Here is a 13,609-nt window from a genome sequence, read left to right as displayed (position 1 = left end):
GCCTGTTGCGGTGTGTCACGAGTGTCAGCCCTCCGTAGTCGATACGAATCGTAACCGGAGGGCGGGGTGGCTTCGATGTCAAAAGGTGCAGGCTGTGGACAAACCCGGACTTGGGGCCAGGAGCCGCCCGGCTGGGGGGTTAGAGGCTCGGACGGCTCCTGGTTGCTGGTGGGACGGGGGTGGGGCGGGTTCATGACGCGGAAACTGGTTGTGATGTCGTTCACAGGGAGTGAGGGGCGTACTGGACGTCCAGGGCGGCGGTGGTGAAGCCGAGGGATTTGTAGAGGGCTCGGGCGGCGGTGTTGGTGCCGTCTACGTAGAGAACGATCTCGTCTAGGTCGCGGGTGGACTGGAGATAGTGGAGGCCCTGGAGGGTGAGCGCTTTGCCCAGGCCTAGGCCCTGGTGGGTGGGGGAGACGCCTACTACATAGACCTCACCTACCCCCTCCTCGACCTTGGTCCAGTGGAAGCCGGCGACGTCGCCCTTGGAGTCGACAGCGAGAAAGAAGCCGTTCGGGTCGAACCAGGGCTGGTGGAGGCGTTCGGCCAGGTCGGCGGCGGTCCAGCTGCCCTGTTCGGGGTGGTCGGCGAAGGCGGCCGCGTTGACCTTCAGCCAGGCGGCGTCGTCCTGTCCGGGAACAAAGGTCCGTACGTCGATGCCGTCCGGCCAGACGGGTTCCGGGAGGTCCGCCCTGGTACGGCGGAGGAAGTACAGCTCTCGCGCCACCTCAAGGTTGAGGCGGTTGGCTAGCTCGTCGGAGCCCGGCAAGCGACCGTGGGCCCAGACGCGGGTACGCGCGCCGCCGTGGTCCAGCAGCATCCGCAGCAGCGCCGTGCCGTACCCCTGCCGCCGCGCGGACGGGGAGACGAAGAGCTCGGCCGAGCCGTCGGGGGACAACGCGCCGTACCCGACGAGGTTGCGGGCGCTCTGCAGGCCGCTGACCTCGATGGTGCCCGGATCGCCTTCGTAGGCGAGGACGTGGACGTCGTCGGGGTGTTCGCCGTCGAGGTGCAGCAGCGTGCGTTCGGAGAGCGGGTTGACGCCGTCGCTGTGTGCTGCGGCGCGAGCGAGTTCCGTGACGGCGGCGGCGGTGGCCGAGGGCAACGGTGAGGGAACGGCTTCGAGGGTCACCTGAATACCGTAAAAGGTCCGGTCCAGTTCATGCCCAGGTCCTGGCGAGGGCGCGTCGTCACAGGTAACTTTCCCCGCACCGCGGAGGATTTCGCGGCACCGCAAACAGCGGTGACCGAGACGACGACGGAGAAGAAATGGCCATCACAGGACGAGGCAGAGCGCGGTGGGGGCGGGCGGCCGGACTGCTTGCCGCCGGGACGGCCGCGGCGCTCGCCCTGGCCGCGGGGGGAACCGTGAGCCAGGCAGGGGCCGCGACGCAGGACGCCGCGGCGCAACAGCAGGCGCAGGACAAGAAGCCGAAGCCGACGCACAGTCAGATCCAGTTGCTCGCGATCAACGACTTCCACGGCAACCTGGAGCCGCCGACCGGCTCGAGCGGCAACATCAACGGCACCCCGGCCGGCGGCGCGGTGTATCTGGCGACGCACCTGAAGCAGCTCCGGGCGGCCGCCGCGGCGAAGGGGCAGGACTCGGTGACGGTCGCCGCGGGTGACCTGATCGGCGCCTCGCCGCTGCTGTCGGCCGCGTTCCACGACGAGCCGACGGTCGAAGCGCTGAACGGGATGGGACTCGCGGCTGCGTCGGTGGGCAACCACGAGTTCGACGAGGGCTGGCACGAGCTGCTCCGGATGCAGACCGGCGGCTGCCTGCCGGACGGCGACGGGCAGAACAACCAGAACTCCTGCCCCGACGCCGCGCACCCGTTCGAGGGCGCGAAGTACAAGTACCTGTCGGCGAACGTGTTCTTCGAGAACACCCGCAAGACCCTGTTCGCGCCGTACACGATCAAGACCTTCAAGGACGGCAAGAAGGTCGGCTTCATCGGCATGACGCTGGAGAACACGCCGAACATCGTGACCAAGTCCGGTGTCGAGGGGCTGACCTTCAAGGACGAGGTCGAGACCGCGAACGCGCTGGTCCCGGAGCTCAAGAAGAAGGGTGTGGAGTCGATCGTCGTGCTGCTGCACGAAGGCGGCTTCCCGGCCGACCCGAGGGCGTACGACAGCTGCCCCGGGATCTCCGGCCCGATCGTCGACATCAACGCGGGCCTGGACCCGGAGATCGACGCGATCATCTCCGGCCACACCCACCAGGGCTACAACTGCTCGCTGCCGGACAAGGACAAGAACCCGCGGCTGGTCACCAGCGCGTCGTCGTTCGGCCGGCTGGTCACCGAGGTCCGCCTGAGCATCGACAACGCGACCGGTGACGTCGACCGGCTGAACACGCTGGCGAACAACCAGATCGTCACCCGGGACGTCGTGCCGGACCCGAAGACCGCGACCCTGATCGCGAAGTACAAGGAGCTCGTCGCCCCGATCGAGAACAAGGTGATCGGTCACCTCACTACCGCGTCGGTGGTGCGGACGAACGACGACTCGCTCGAGTCGCCGCTGGGCAACCTGATCGCCGACGCGCAGCTCGCCGACCCGAGCGTCGTGACCGGTGGGAAGACCCCGGTCGTCGCGTTCATGAACCCGGGCGGCATCCGCGCCGATCTGGTGTCGACCAACGGTGAGGTCACCTTCGGGAAGGCGTTCACTGTGCAGCCGTTCAACAACTTCCTGGTGTCGATGGACATGACCGGGACGCAGATCAAGGCTCTGCTGGAGCAGCAGTTCTCCGGGGTCAACGGTCCGGAGGCGGCGAAGTTCAAGGTGCTCCAGGTCGCGGGCATCACCTACACCTGGAACCCGGCCGCGCCGGCGGGCTCGAAGGTGGTGGCCGACTCGATCAAGATCGCAGGGCAGCCGCTGGTGGACGCGACGACGTACCGCATCGTCACGAACAACTTCCTCTCCGACGGTGGCGACGGGTTCCCGGCCTTCACCACGGCGACGAACAAGTTCTTCGGCGGGCTGGACATCGACGCGTTCGCCAACTACCTGACCGCGCACGACCCGTACACGCCGGTCGCGACCGACCGGATCTCCGTCGGTTCCTGATCGCAGCTGCCGACTGAAACGAGGGCCGGTACGTCGCGCCGACCGCGGCGTACCGGCTTTTCGTTCTCGTCAGAGTTGCTGGTACCTTGCGTACTCAGGCACTTACGGAAGGTGAGCGATGGCGCACGTTGCTCCGACCTCGCACCGGCGGGCCACCAGGGCGTCGCATCGCGGGCATCGCAGCGCGGACGGGCCGGTGCAGATCACCAGCTGGCTCGGGTTGGCGTTCGCGTTCGTGGTGGGGTGGCTCCTCACGCTGCAGTCGCACGTCGGCGTCCACGCGGCCGGCGTCACGATGCTGGTGATGCTGGTGCCGATCACCATCGGAGTGTTCGTGGCCGGGGTGAAGCAGGGCGTCGGGTCCGGGAAGGCGGCGCTCGTCACGGCGGCCGCGCTCGCGTTCACCCTGCTGAAGTTCTTCCTCTAGAAACCGCCGGCCGCCAGCGAGGCAGTCAGTGCGGTCAGCCGGTCAGCCCGGTCAGCCCGGTCAGCGTGAGCCAGTCAGGACTTGGCCTCGGCGGGCTCGCGGGTGCTGGGCGCCGGCGGGACCACGAAGCGGTAGCCGACGTTCCGCACGGTGCCGATCAGCGCCTCGTGCTCGGGGCCGAGCTTGGCGCGCAGCCGCCGGACGTGCACGTCGACGGTCCGCGTGCCGCCGAAGTAGTCGTAGCCCCAGACCTCTTGGAGCAACTGTTCCCGCGTGAAGACCCGGCCCGGGTGCTGCGCGAGGAACTTGAACAGCTCGAACTCCTTGTACGTGAGGTCGAGCGCCCGCCCGTTGAGCTTCGCCGTGTACGACGCCTCGTCGATCACGACGTCGCCGCTGCGGATCAGCGTGGACTCGGGCTCGTCGTTGCGGGTCGCGGCGAGACGGCCGATGACGAGCCGCAGCCGGGCCTCGATCTCGGCCGGGCCCGCGGTGTCGAGCAGCACATCGTCCGCGCCCCAGTCGGCGTTGACCGCGGTCAGGCCGCCTTCGGTGACGACCAGGATCAGCGGCACGTCGATGCCGGTGGTGCGGATCAGCCGGGAGGCGCTCCGCACGGCGACCAGGTCGCGGCGGGCGTCCAGCAGCACGGCGTCGGCGTCCGGCGCGTCGACCAGCGCGGCGACCTCGGCGGGCAGGATGCGGATCTGGTGGGGGAGCAGGGCGAGCGACGGCAGCACCTCGGTGGAGGCCTGCAGAGCGTTCGTCAGCAGAAGCAACGTGCTCACGCCGTCTCCTTGTGCTGATCGTCGGATCCAGAACCAGCGATCCGGTCCTCGTGCACGTCAGGCCCCGGCGGCGTCGTTGCCGGGGGCCTGAGACACACTGGGTCTAACAGCAAGCTGACATAATAGCCGAGACTTAACCGATTAGTGAGGCGCGGATCAGATGCCGGAAGTGACCATCAGGTACTTCGCTGCCGCCCGCTCGGCCGCCGGTGAGTCGACGGCGACCGCGGAGGCGGGCTCGATCCGGGACCTGGTGACGACCGTTTCGACCGACCGGCCGGAGCTGGCGCGGGTGCTGTCGATCTGCACGTTCCTCCTCGACGGTGAGCGGGCCGACCCGAGCACACCCCTGTCCGACGGCGCCCTGGTCGATGCGCTGCCGCCCTTCGCCGGTGGCTGACCGGACCACCTGGCGAGGCCTCCCCGGGAGGTAGATTCATCGCCGTGGCGATGGAGTCGGGGACGTTGCTCACTACGGTGGGGCGTGCGGGGGTTCTGTTCGGGAAGGCGTGGCCGCGCCTGCTCGCGGTGTTCCTGGTGGCGCAGTTGGCGCACCGGGGCCTGCAATGGGTGGCGGTCCAGGCGGGCGCCAAGGCGGAAGCGGCCGGCATCGCCGTCCTGGCCCTGCTCGTCGTGGTCTCGCTCGCGATGTACGTGACCATGTTCCTGGTCCTGCGAGGCGAGCTGCCGTTCCACCGCCGAGCGGTCGCCGAGGGTGTGCTCGCCCCGGACGGCGTGGAGCCCGGCCGTGAACACCGGCCGCTCGACGCGATCGCCGCGGCGCTGCTGCCGTTCCTCGCCTTCTATGCGGCGTACAAGTTCCTGCAGAACGAGGCGCTCGACTACGAGTACCAACTGGCCGTCCACAAGGTCAACGAGACCGCGGCGACGGTGCTGACCGGCGGCACGGTCGCGGAGCGGTCGGAGGGGCTGCAGTCGCTGTCCACCTGGTTGTTCATCGGGCTCGGCGTCACGGCGTACCTGCTCCGGTTGGCGTTCAAGAGGTGGAAGAAGGAAGAGGAAGGCGCGGTCCGCAAGCTGTTCGTCACCTACCTGGAGGCGCTGTGGATCTTCGTGGTCATCTACCAGGCGTCGTCCTACATCCCGTCGCCGAAGGCCTGGCTGAAGGAGCGTCAGGTCTGGCAGTGGCTGCACGACGGGTACTCCTGGGTGCTCGACCACGTGCTGGGCGTCAGCCAGGTCCGTGAGGTGTGGGACGCCGTCACCGGGTTCGTCACCGCCGGCATCGCCGACCTCTGGGACGCCGCCGTGCTCCCGCTGATGTGGATCACCATGACCGCGGTCATCTACGGCCGCGTCGTCCGGAAGCTCGACAAGCCCCGCTGGCGCTTCGACCGCATCACCCACCGCTGGCAGCAGACGCCGCGGATCGTCCGCGTCGCCGGGAACTCGGTCGTGTCCGACTGGAAGGACCGCTGGACCCCGGTCATGGAGGCGTTCCGGCTGGTGGTCCGCTCGGGCCTGCGGCCGATGCTCGGCTACTTCCTGGCCTGGGCGGTCGTGACGTTCGCCGCGAGCGCCGTGTGGATCGCCCTCAAGGTCTGGGTCCTCGGGCCGCACACGCTGCAGTTCTGGCTGGTCATCGACGAGCCGCTGAACCTGGTCACCGACGGCCTGAAGATCATGCTGCAGGTGAGCCTGCTCGCCGCGGCGTACGACCGGATGATCGGCGGCCTGGCCGGCTACCTCACCCCGCGGACCCGGGCGGTCCACGAGCAGTCGGCCGGTGACCACGGCGTCACCGACCTCAGCGCCGCTACCTCGGGAATGCCAAGTACTGAGGGAGCTTCGTTGCCCAGGTGATCGTCGGCTGCACGCTGCCGGCGACCGCCGACGGTACGACGAACACCGCCACCGTCTCGAACGGCTTCCCGGCCACCGGCTTCAGGTAGTACTGCGCCGCGGCGCCGCGCCAGCTCGACGGCTTGTCGTCGCTGCCGCCGCTGCAGCCGGTCGGACGGTCCTGGTAATCGCCCGCGACGGCGGTCTCGTCCCAGATCCGGCCGTCCGGCGCGCGAAGATGCACGCGGCACCCACCGAGTCCGTCGAGCGCGGACAGGTTGTCGACCTGCAGCCGGAAGTACACCCGGATCCGCGTCGTCCCGTCGGGCAGCGCGTCCTGAGCGGAGCCGGCCCGGGACGGCTGCGGGTTCTCCTCGACGCTCGCGGCGTACCAGGTCGCGCCGTTGTACGACGTACCGCCCGCAGCCACCTCGACGGCGTCGCGGGGCTCGGCGTCGTACCAGGACCTGTAGTCGCTGCGCGTGGTCCACCACCCGGCCAGCGGAACCGCCACCACGAGGGTCGCGAGCGCGACCGTGTTCGCCCGGAACCAGCCGCGCCGGGCCCGGCGTGCGCCGCTCATGTGTCACTCGCAGCGGTCAGCGACACGACGTCTTCCAGCGCCGGGGCGTCGTCGCCGAGCGGCACGGTGACCTGCGGCTCGAGGTCGTTCATGATCGACTTCTCCATCACCAGCAACGTTGCCCCGGGCACCTTGTCGGCCGGCATCTCGACGACGAACGAGCCGCGGACCGGGATGTCCGGCGCGAACTCGGTCCCGGTCAGGTCGACCTGGTCCAGGCCACTGCGGTTGGCGCCGAGGTACGTGACGCCGTCGGCGGAGCGGATCCGGACGTCGAAGATGTGGATCGGCTCCCGGTTGGCCGTGACCGTGGCGTCGACGACCACGAAGGCGGTCAGCGAGTCGCGGTCCGGCGTCGAGTGCGGGATCCGGAGCTTCTTGCCCACCCGGACGTCGTCGACGGTCAGGTCGAACCGCGGCGTGTGCACCGCGCGGCCCGGGACGCCCTTCACCGCGGTCGGTTCCTGGATGTCCTTCTGCGTCGGCGTGAGCCGGTACAGACCCACGATCGCGACCAGCACGGCGAGCGTGAGGCCGGCGTTCAGGAGTTTCCGCCGGCTCACTTGGTGTTGTCCTTCACCGCGACGGTGCTGTCCGCGACGATCGCGTCCGCTCGCCACTTCTCGTGGTGGTCCAGGATCGACTCGTCCTCGTGCTGGTAGCCCTGCACGGTCAGCTTGACCTCGGTCGGCAGTTCGCTCGCCTTGGGCAGCTTCCAGACGTACGCGACGTCCTCGGCGGCGTCCGGCGTGAGCACCGGGTTCATCGTGGCGTCGCGCAGGTTGGTGGTGCCGACCGGCGGGTCGGTGTCCTTCACGCCGGGTACGCCGATCAGCCGGATCAGGTCCGACGGCGGCGTCGTGCCGGTGTCGTCGGTCACCTTCAGCTTGGTCACCACGGCGATGAGCGCACCGCCGTCGTCCGGTGTGAACAGCGGTTTCAGGTCCTTCACGGTGACCACCCGCTGGACCGTGACCTCGAACTGGCCGGCGTCGATCGCCGTACCGGCTGCCACCTGCGGAGTTTCGTCACCGGCCTTCTTGAGCCCGCCGAACGCCGCCGAGATCACCAGCAGGACGGCCCCGGCGCTGAGCCCCCACGTCCGGAGCGACCGCCCCCGCACCTTGAGGTCCTGGAACTCCGGAAGCTCTTCCGGCTGCTGCTGTTCAGATCCCCCGCTCCCCGTTTCCTGCACGGGCGGAAGCCTATCCAGCGAAAGGGCCGATCAGTCGTCCGGGCGGCCGCGCAGGCGCTTGGTCTCGCCGCGGCGCTTCTTGTCGTCCAGCCGGCGCCGTACGGACGACTTGCTCGGCTTCGTCGGGCGCCGCTTCCGGGGCGGCGGAGCGATTGCCTCACGCACCAGTACGGCCAGTCGTTCCCGCGCCGCCTCCCGGTTGCGCCACTGCGACTTGTACTCCGACGCGGCGATCGTGAGCACGCCGTCGACCAGCCGCGACTGCAGCCGCTCGAGCGCCCGGGCCTTCAGTACGTCGCTCAGCACCGTCGTCCCCGCGACGTCGAAGCTGAGCTCGACCCGGCTGTCCGTGGTGTTCACCGACTGCCCGCCCGGCCCGCTCGACCGTGAGAACCGCCACGCCAGCTCGGCCTCGGGAATCACCAACCCCGACCGCACTGTCACTCCGCTCTCCACAGGACCTATTAGACCGGAGGAGAATCGACGAATGGATGCCTGCGTCTTCTGCGGCCTGATCTCCGCCGACTCGGCCCGCTGGATCGCCAAGGAGGACGTGGCGGTCGCGTTCCTTCCGCTGCAGAGCGAGGAGATCGCTCCGGGCCACACGCTGGTCGTGCCGCGCCGTCACACCGGCGCGGGGCTGCTGGACGCCCGTCCGGGTGATCTGACCCAGGTGATGGACCTGGCCCAGCGGATCGCTCAGCGGATGGTGGACAGGCTCGGAGCGACCGGGGTCTGCCTGCTGAACGCCAGCGGGCCCGGGTCCGGTCGCAGCGTCGACCACCTCCACCTGCACGTCGTACCGCGGTACCCGGGCGACGGCGACGACTGCCTGCCGTGGCCGACGGGTCGTTCGAGCCACCGCCTCGCCGTGGACCCGCAGGTGCTTCTCAGCACGTGAAACGGGCAGTTGAATCGTGAACGGCGCGTCGTACCGTGGATAGCTGTGAGCCTGGGCCTGTGGGTACTCGTCGCGGCGGTCGTAGCCGGCGTGGTGCTGAGTGTGCTCAAAGCTTGGGTCGACGGGCGGTTTCGTGGGAAGAGCGAGGACGACGTGGAGCGGGTGACGGCCGCGGAGTTGGGTGCGGAGCTGGGCGAGCGGGCGACGCTGCTGCAGTTCTCGTCGGCGTTCTGTGCGCCGTGCCGGGTCACCCGCCGGACACTGGCCGAGGTGGAGGGCATGGTCGACGGTGTGCGCCACGTCGAGCTGGACGCCGAGTCCCACCTCGAGTTGGTACGCCGTCTCGACATCCTGCGGACCCCGACCACGCTCGTGCTGGACAGCACCGGAGCGGTCGTGAAGCGTGCCAGCGGGGCGCCCCGCAAGCCTGACGTGATCGCCGCGCTGGCCGTCGCGATCGACCGCCAGCCCAGCTGACCGCGTCCGGTACGTGCCACCGGATGGCCAATGGACCTGCGCGTAGGCAAGACTCTCCCGGTGAGCTCTCAATCAGCAGGCTGGTACAACGACCCCGAGGACCCGACCCAGGAGCGGTACTGGGACGGCAGCGCCTGGACGGATCAGCGCCGGCCGCAGGAGGGCCCAGCGCCGTACCAGGGCCAGTTCGGTCAGTCGAGGACCGCCGACGCCCCGCAGTACGGTCAGCGCGCGGAGCACGGCCAGGTGTACGGCCAGCAGGCCGAGCCGGCTCCGCAGTACGGCCAGCGGGTCCCGCAGCAGGGCGGCTACCCGGCGTACCCGCAGACCGACTCGGGCTTCGGGTACCAGGGCAAGGGCTCCGGCACGACCCCGGACGGCCAGCCGCTGTCGGGCTGGTGGCGGCGGGCTTTCGCGCTCATCCTCGACTCGATCATCGCCTGGTTCATCGCCTTGCCGCTGACCGGCTACTTCTACTACCAGTCCAGCCAGGTGATGACCAACTGGCTGGAGGACGTGATGGACGCGGCGCGGGCAGGCAGCACGTCGCCGGTCGCGATGCCGGCCGAGGTGTACAAGTACGCCATCCCGGCCTCGGTGATCGGGTACCTGATCTTCTTCGTCTACGAGTACCTGTTCCTGGTCACGAAGGGCCGTACGCCGGGCAAGATGGCGACCGGGATCGCGGTCCGGCTGCGCGACGTGCCCGGCCCTCCGCCGAAGGGCGCGGCGGCCAAGCGGTGCGGTTTCGACCTGGCCCTGTACCTGGCCGGATCGATCCCGGTCTTCGGCATCTTCGCCTCGCTGGCGCTGCTGCTCAACTACCTCTGGCCGCTCTGGGACGACAAGAAGCAGGCGCTGCACGACAAGGTCGCCGGCACCAACGTGGTCCGCGTCTGACGTCCACGATTTGATCAGTTGTCTCACCTCATGGGACCACGGCGGATGGGTCTGCCCGGGTTCCGTACTCTCGAGGCGTGGTTTACACGACTTGGCTGACGAAGCGGCGCGCGGTGGACAACTGCCGCATGCGCTCGTCGCTGTGTCGTCGCCGCTGACCAGGCGGCGTCCCGAGCGCTGCGGAACCGGTCGCTGAGCACGGTTTCGCGTACGTCGCCTCCCGCAGACCCGGGCGGGTTCCGGCTCGACATCCCTCTCCTCCGGGAGTCGTCATGTCCGAAAAGACAGCCAAGGTGGATCCGCGCGGGCTCCGGTTCGCCGCGGGGCTGACCACCGTCGTGCTGGCGCTGACGCTCGTGCTGAACAACCCCTGGCCGCTCGCGGTGCAGGCCGTGGTGTTCGCCGTCTCGGTCGTCCTCGGCGTCGGCGCGTCGCCGTACGGGTTGCTGTTCAAGCGGCTGGTCCGGCCCCGGCTGGGACCGCCGAAGGAGCTGGAGGACGCGGCCCCGCCGCGGTTCGCCCAGCTGGTCGGCCTCGTCTTCGCGGTCGCCGGCCTGATCGGGTACCTGACCGGCGCCACGGTGCTGGGAGTGGTCGCCACCGGATTCGCCCTGGTCGCCGCGTTCGTGAACGCGGCCGTCGGGCTCTGCCTCGGTTGCGAGGCCTATCTGCTGATCCACCGCATTCGTACGCCATCCACCGCTACCAACTGAGAAGAGGCAGCACTCATGAGCAGGGAATCCGCGCTCGTCTCGGCCGACTGGGTCGAGGAGCACAAGAACGACGACGGCGTTGTCCTGATCGAGGTCGACGAAGACGTCTCGGCGTACGACGCCGGCCACATCGCCGGCGCGATCAAGATCGACTGGCAGGACGACCTGCAGGACCCGGTCCGGCGCGACTTCGTCAGCAAGGAGCAGTTCGAGGCGCTGTTGTCCGACCGTGGTGTCAAGAACGAGGACACGGTCGTGCTGTACGGCGGCAACAACAACTGGTTCGCGGCGTACGCGTACTGGTACTTCAAGCTCTACGGCCACGGTGACGTCCGGCTGCTCGACGGCGGCCGCAAGCGCTGGGAGCTGGACAGCCGCGAGCTGACCGACGAGGTCGTCAAGCGCGAGGCCACCCAGTACACCGCGCAGCCGCAGAACCTGGAGATCCGCGCCTTCCGCGACGAGGTCAAGGACGCCATCGGCGTGAAGAACCTGGTCGACGTGCGCAGCCCCGACGAGTACGCCGGCCGGCTGCTCGCCCCGGCCCACCTGCCGCAGGAGCAGGCGCAGCGTGCGGGTCACATCCCGACCGCGGCCAGCATCCCGTGGAGCAAGGCGGCCAACGACGACGGCACGTTCCGCGCCGACGACGAGCTGAAGCAGCTGTACGCCGACGCCGGCGTCGACTTCGGCAAGGACACCATCGCGTACTGCCGGATCGGCGAGCGCTCGGCGCACACCTGGTTCGTGCTGCACGAGATCCTCGGCCAGGCGAACGTGAAGAACTACGACGGATCCTGGACCGAGTGGGGTTCGCTGGTCGGCGTACCCGTTGCCCTCGGCGACGAGCCCGGAAAGGCGTGACACATGTGCGGAGCTAAGCAGGGCGGCCTCGACCTCAAGGGCGTCGACGTCGACAAGGAGGCCGTCATCCAGGGCCAGGTGCTGCGCGGCGAGGAGCCGGTCGGCGGCGCGTACGTGCGGCTGCTGGACTCCTCCGGTGAGTTCACCGCCGAGGTGCCGACCTCGGCGACCGGACACTTCCGGTTCTTCGCGGCGCCGGGCAGCTGGACACTGCGCACGCTGGCCCCGAAGGCCGACCCGGTCGACCGTCAGGTGGTCGCCCAGTACGGCGAGGTCGCGGAAGTGGCCGTCACCGTCTGAGCAGTCGTTCGTTACTGAAGGTGCCACCACCACCCGAGGTGGCCCACCCTGAAGTAAGCACCGAGGGGCCCGGACCTTGCGCGTCCGGGCCCTTCGGCATGTCCGGAATCGCTTACGCGGCAAGGGATCGCGGTCATCGCAGCCGAGTTACGGGTGTGGCCGTGAAATCTCGTGGAGCGAGCAGCAAGGTCACGGTTTGGTCTCGGAGCGAGGTCGGCTCGTCACCTACCGCAATCGGCTGAGTTGTGTCTGTGTCCTGACCCGCACTTCGGGTCACGTCATCACTCAGGGAGGAGGGGTCAATGCGACCCCGCATCGGATACAAGAAGCTCGCCGCCGTCGGAGTTGCGGCGGTTGTCGGCGTGGCTTCTACGATTGCGCTGACGTCGGGTTCCGCGTCCGCCTCGCCGGTTTTCGGCTACAGCGGCTACTCGTACGGGACCGATGTTCAATCCGGGCTGGCGAACAGTGGCCCGCAGGTGATCAGCAAGTTCGGTTGCACCACGGACGCCAACAAGGCTGACAAGAACGACATCGCCGCAGCGAACGTGAACGGGCAGGCGATCGCGCGCTCGGTGAAGACCGACACGCACAGCTTCAACAACGCCAGCGGTACCGGCGTCACCAGCAACGCGGTGGCCGCCGACATCCGTGTCGGCAGCCTGCTCACGCTGACCGGCGTGAAGACCACCACCACGTCGAAGTACTCGAAGGGTCAGCTGTCCTACACCGGCAGCACCACCTTCGCGGGCGTGAAGATCGGCGCGATCTCGGTGCCGTCGCTGCTGAACCCGAAGCCGAACACCAAGGTCGCGGTCCCGGGCCTGGGCTACATCGTTCTGAACCGTGTCGGCGGCGTGAAGACCGCGTCCGGCATCTACTCGTACGCGCAGGCGGTCGTGCTGCACGCGACGGTGAAGAACCAGTACATCCCGCAGGGCGTCGACGTCGCGGTGCTGAAGACCCGCGCGGAGATCTCGAAGCCGGCGACCGCGCTGGTCATCGGTGACGCCTACGGCACCAAGGCCACGGCCGACAAGCTGGTCGTCTCCGACGCCACGTCGCTTCAGACCACCTGCCAGGGCACTGAGGGCAAGACGGTCCGGGTCGCGGTCGGCGAGCTGAACATCCCGAAGGTCGCCTACGTCGGCGGTGTCTACACCACCAAGAACGGCGCCATCGGCGAGGGCAAGTCGTACATCAACTTCACCTCGCACGTCGCGGGCGTGAAGGTCGGTTCGCTGTCCATCGGCGCCATCGAGTCCTCGGCGTCGGCGTGGAAGACCAAGGACGGCAAGGCCGGCGTGAGCTCGTCCTCGACGATCGCCTCGATCAAGGTCGGCGGCAAGAGCTACGCCGTCCCGACCGGCGAGAACAAGACGCTGGAGATCCCGGGCATCGCGCGGCTGACCTTCAACCAGGTCATGCGGCAGAAGCGCTACATCTCGGTGAACGCGCTGGTCGTCGAGGTCCAGGGCCTCAACACCAAGGTCGTCGTCGGCCACTCGGCCGCCGGTGTCGTCGGCTGATCTCAGCAGACACGGTCTGAGTCGAACCTCACCGACCCAGAATCCCGG

Annotated in this window: 17 protein-coding genes; 11 read left to right on the top strand and 6 right to left on the bottom strand. The window is 68.8% G+C overall.

Annotated elements, in window-relative coordinates; all coding sequences use genetic code 11:
• Positions 1-220: 220 nt before the first annotated feature.
• Positions 221-1,132: a mycothiol synthase gene (mshD, locus tag ABZW60_RS05745; RefSeq protein WP_355474402.1), complete on the bottom strand. Its 912-nt coding sequence runs from the start codon at positions 1,130-1,132 to the stop codon at positions 221-223.
• A gap of 137 nt (positions 1,133-1,269) precedes the next feature.
• On the opposite strand from mshD, the gene ABZW60_RS05740 reads away from it, so the two are divergent.
• Entirely contained in the window at positions 1,270-3,081 is a 1,812-nt protein-coding gene (locus ABZW60_RS05740) for a bifunctional metallophosphatase/5'-nucleotidase (protein WP_355474400.1), read from the top strand.
• A gap of 118 nt (positions 3,082-3,199) precedes the next feature.
• The gene (locus ABZW60_RS05735) at positions 3,200-3,508 is read left to right on the top strand and encodes a hypothetical protein (RefSeq protein WP_355474398.1); all 309 of its coding nucleotides are present in this window, start codon (positions 3,200-3,202) and stop codon (positions 3,506-3,508) included.
• Between the two features lie 74 nt (positions 3,509-3,582).
• Here the strand turns inward: ABZW60_RS05735 and ABZW60_RS05730 are convergent, their stop codons facing one another.
• Positions 3,583-4,296: a response regulator transcription factor gene (locus tag ABZW60_RS05730; RefSeq protein ID WP_355474396.1), complete on the bottom strand. Its 714-nt coding sequence runs from the start codon at positions 4,294-4,296 to the stop codon at positions 3,583-3,585.
• A 160-nt stretch (positions 4,297-4,456) separates the two neighbouring features.
• Between ABZW60_RS05730 and ABZW60_RS05725 the strand changes: the two genes are divergently transcribed.
• Positions 4,457-4,696, top strand: coding sequence for a MoaD/ThiS family protein (locus ABZW60_RS05725; RefSeq protein WP_355474394.1), 240 nt, complete (start codon positions 4,457-4,459; stop codon positions 4,694-4,696).
• 50 nt (positions 4,697-4,746) lie between these two features.
• Positions 4,747-6,120 (top strand): hypothetical protein, encoded by a 1,374-nt coding sequence (locus ABZW60_RS05720; RefSeq protein ID WP_355474489.1) that lies wholly within the window; start codon positions 4,747-4,749, stop codon positions 6,118-6,120.
• Here the strand turns inward: ABZW60_RS05720 and ABZW60_RS05715 are convergent.
• The 4 genes from ABZW60_RS05715 to arfB are packed head-to-tail and all read right to left on the bottom strand — an operon-like array spanning position 6,074 to position 8,483.
• Entirely contained in the window at positions 6,074-6,682 is a 609-nt protein-coding gene (locus tag ABZW60_RS05715) for a hypothetical protein (RefSeq protein WP_355474392.1), read from the bottom strand. The two genes, ABZW60_RS05720 and ABZW60_RS05715, sit on opposite strands and share 47 nt — an antisense overlap.
• Positions 6,679-7,245 carry a hypothetical protein gene (locus tag ABZW60_RS05710; protein WP_355474390.1) on the bottom strand — a complete coding sequence of 189 codons (567 nt, stop codon included), beginning with the start codon at positions 7,243-7,245 and terminating at the stop codon, positions 6,679-6,681. The genes ABZW60_RS05715 and ABZW60_RS05710 overlap by 4 nt, the downstream gene beginning before the upstream one ends.
• A complete protein-coding gene (locus ABZW60_RS05705) occupies positions 7,242-7,877 on the bottom strand; it encodes a hypothetical protein (protein WP_355474389.1) in 636 nt (211 codons plus the stop codon). Before ABZW60_RS05705 ends, ABZW60_RS05710 begins: the two co-directional genes overlap by 4 nt.
• Positions 7,878-7,907: 30 nt before the next feature.
• A complete protein-coding gene (arfB, locus tag ABZW60_RS05700) occupies positions 7,908-8,483 on the bottom strand; it encodes an alternative ribosome rescue aminoacyl-tRNA hydrolase ArfB (RefSeq protein WP_355474387.1) in 576 nt (191 codons plus the stop codon).
• Between arfB and ABZW60_RS05695 the strand changes: the two genes are divergently transcribed.
• The 7 genes from ABZW60_RS05695 (at position 8,365) to ABZW60_RS05665 (ending at position 13,561) form a co-directional block, all read left to right on the top strand.
• Positions 8,365-8,778, top strand: coding sequence for an HIT domain-containing protein (locus ABZW60_RS05695; protein WP_355474385.1), 414 nt, complete (start codon positions 8,365-8,367; stop codon positions 8,776-8,778). The genes arfB and ABZW60_RS05695 overlap by 119 nt on opposite strands.
• A 45-nt stretch (positions 8,779-8,823) precedes the next feature.
• On the top strand, positions 8,824-9,255 hold the full coding sequence (locus tag ABZW60_RS05690; protein ID WP_355474383.1) for a thioredoxin family protein: 432 nt from the start codon (positions 8,824-8,826) through the stop codon (positions 9,253-9,255).
• A gap of 60 nt (positions 9,256-9,315) precedes the next feature.
• Entirely contained in the window at positions 9,316-10,155 is an 840-nt protein-coding gene (locus tag ABZW60_RS05685) for an RDD family protein (RefSeq protein WP_355474381.1), read from the top strand.
• Positions 10,156-10,427: 272 nt separating this feature from the next.
• On the top strand, positions 10,428-10,868 hold the full coding sequence (locus ABZW60_RS05680; protein ID WP_355474379.1) for a DUF4395 domain-containing protein: 441 nt from the start codon (positions 10,428-10,430) through the stop codon (positions 10,866-10,868).
• A gap of 15 nt (positions 10,869-10,883) precedes the next feature.
• The gene (locus ABZW60_RS05675) at positions 10,884-11,732 is read left to right on the top strand and encodes a sulfurtransferase (RefSeq protein WP_355474377.1); all 849 of its coding nucleotides are present in this window, start codon (positions 10,884-10,886) and stop codon (positions 11,730-11,732) included.
• 3 nt (positions 11,733-11,735) lie between these two features.
• The gene (locus ABZW60_RS05670) at positions 11,736-12,032 is read left to right on the top strand and encodes a DUF1416 domain-containing protein (protein WP_355474375.1); all 297 of its coding nucleotides are present in this window, start codon (positions 11,736-11,738) and stop codon (positions 12,030-12,032) included.
• Between the two features lie 362 nt (positions 12,033-12,394).
• Entirely contained in the window at positions 12,395-13,561 is a 1,167-nt protein-coding gene (locus tag ABZW60_RS05665; RefSeq protein WP_355474373.1) for a choice-of-anchor P family protein, read from the top strand.
• The last annotated feature ends 48 nt before the right edge of the window (positions 13,562-13,609 follow it).

The organism is Kribbella sp. NPDC003557 (assembly GCF_040610805.1).
In the GTDB taxonomy this organism is placed as follows: Bacteria; Actinomycetota; Actinomycetes; order Propionibacteriales; family Kribbellaceae; genus Kribbella.
Note: the sequence above shows the minus strand (reverse complement) of the source record. Positions and strands in the feature narration are given on the sequence as shown.

Excerpts from the sequence above, each read along its gene's own strand:
- ABZW60_RS05740 (WP_355474400.1), top strand. The coding sequence starts at position 1,270 with ATGGCCATCACAGGACGAGGCAGAGCGCGGTGGGGGCGGGCGGCCGGA.
- ABZW60_RS05735 (WP_355474398.1), top strand. The coding sequence starts at position 3,200 with ATGGCGCACGTTGCTCCGACCTCGCACCGGCGGGCCACCAGGGCGTCG.
- ABZW60_RS05725 (WP_355474394.1), top strand. The coding sequence starts at position 4,457 with ATGCCGGAAGTGACCATCAGGTACTTCGCTGCCGCCCGCTCGGCCGCC.
- ABZW60_RS05720 (WP_355474489.1), top strand. The coding sequence starts at position 4,747 with ATGGAGTCGGGGACGTTGCTCACTACGGTGGGGCGTGCGGGGGTTCTG.
- ABZW60_RS05715 (WP_355474392.1), bottom strand. The coding sequence starts at position 6,682 with ATGAGCGGCGCACGCCGGGCCCGGCGCGGCTGGTTCCGGGCGAACACG.
- ABZW60_RS05695 (WP_355474385.1), top strand. The coding sequence starts at position 8,365 with ATGGATGCCTGCGTCTTCTGCGGCCTGATCTCCGCCGACTCGGCCCGC.
- ABZW60_RS05680 (WP_355474379.1), top strand. The coding sequence starts at position 10,428 with ATGTCCGAAAAGACAGCCAAGGTGGATCCGCGCGGGCTCCGGTTCGCC.
- ABZW60_RS05675 (WP_355474377.1), top strand. The coding sequence starts at position 10,884 with ATGAGCAGGGAATCCGCGCTCGTCTCGGCCGACTGGGTCGAGGAGCAC.
- ABZW60_RS05670 (WP_355474375.1), top strand. The coding sequence starts at position 11,736 with ATGTGCGGAGCTAAGCAGGGCGGCCTCGACCTCAAGGGCGTCGACGTC.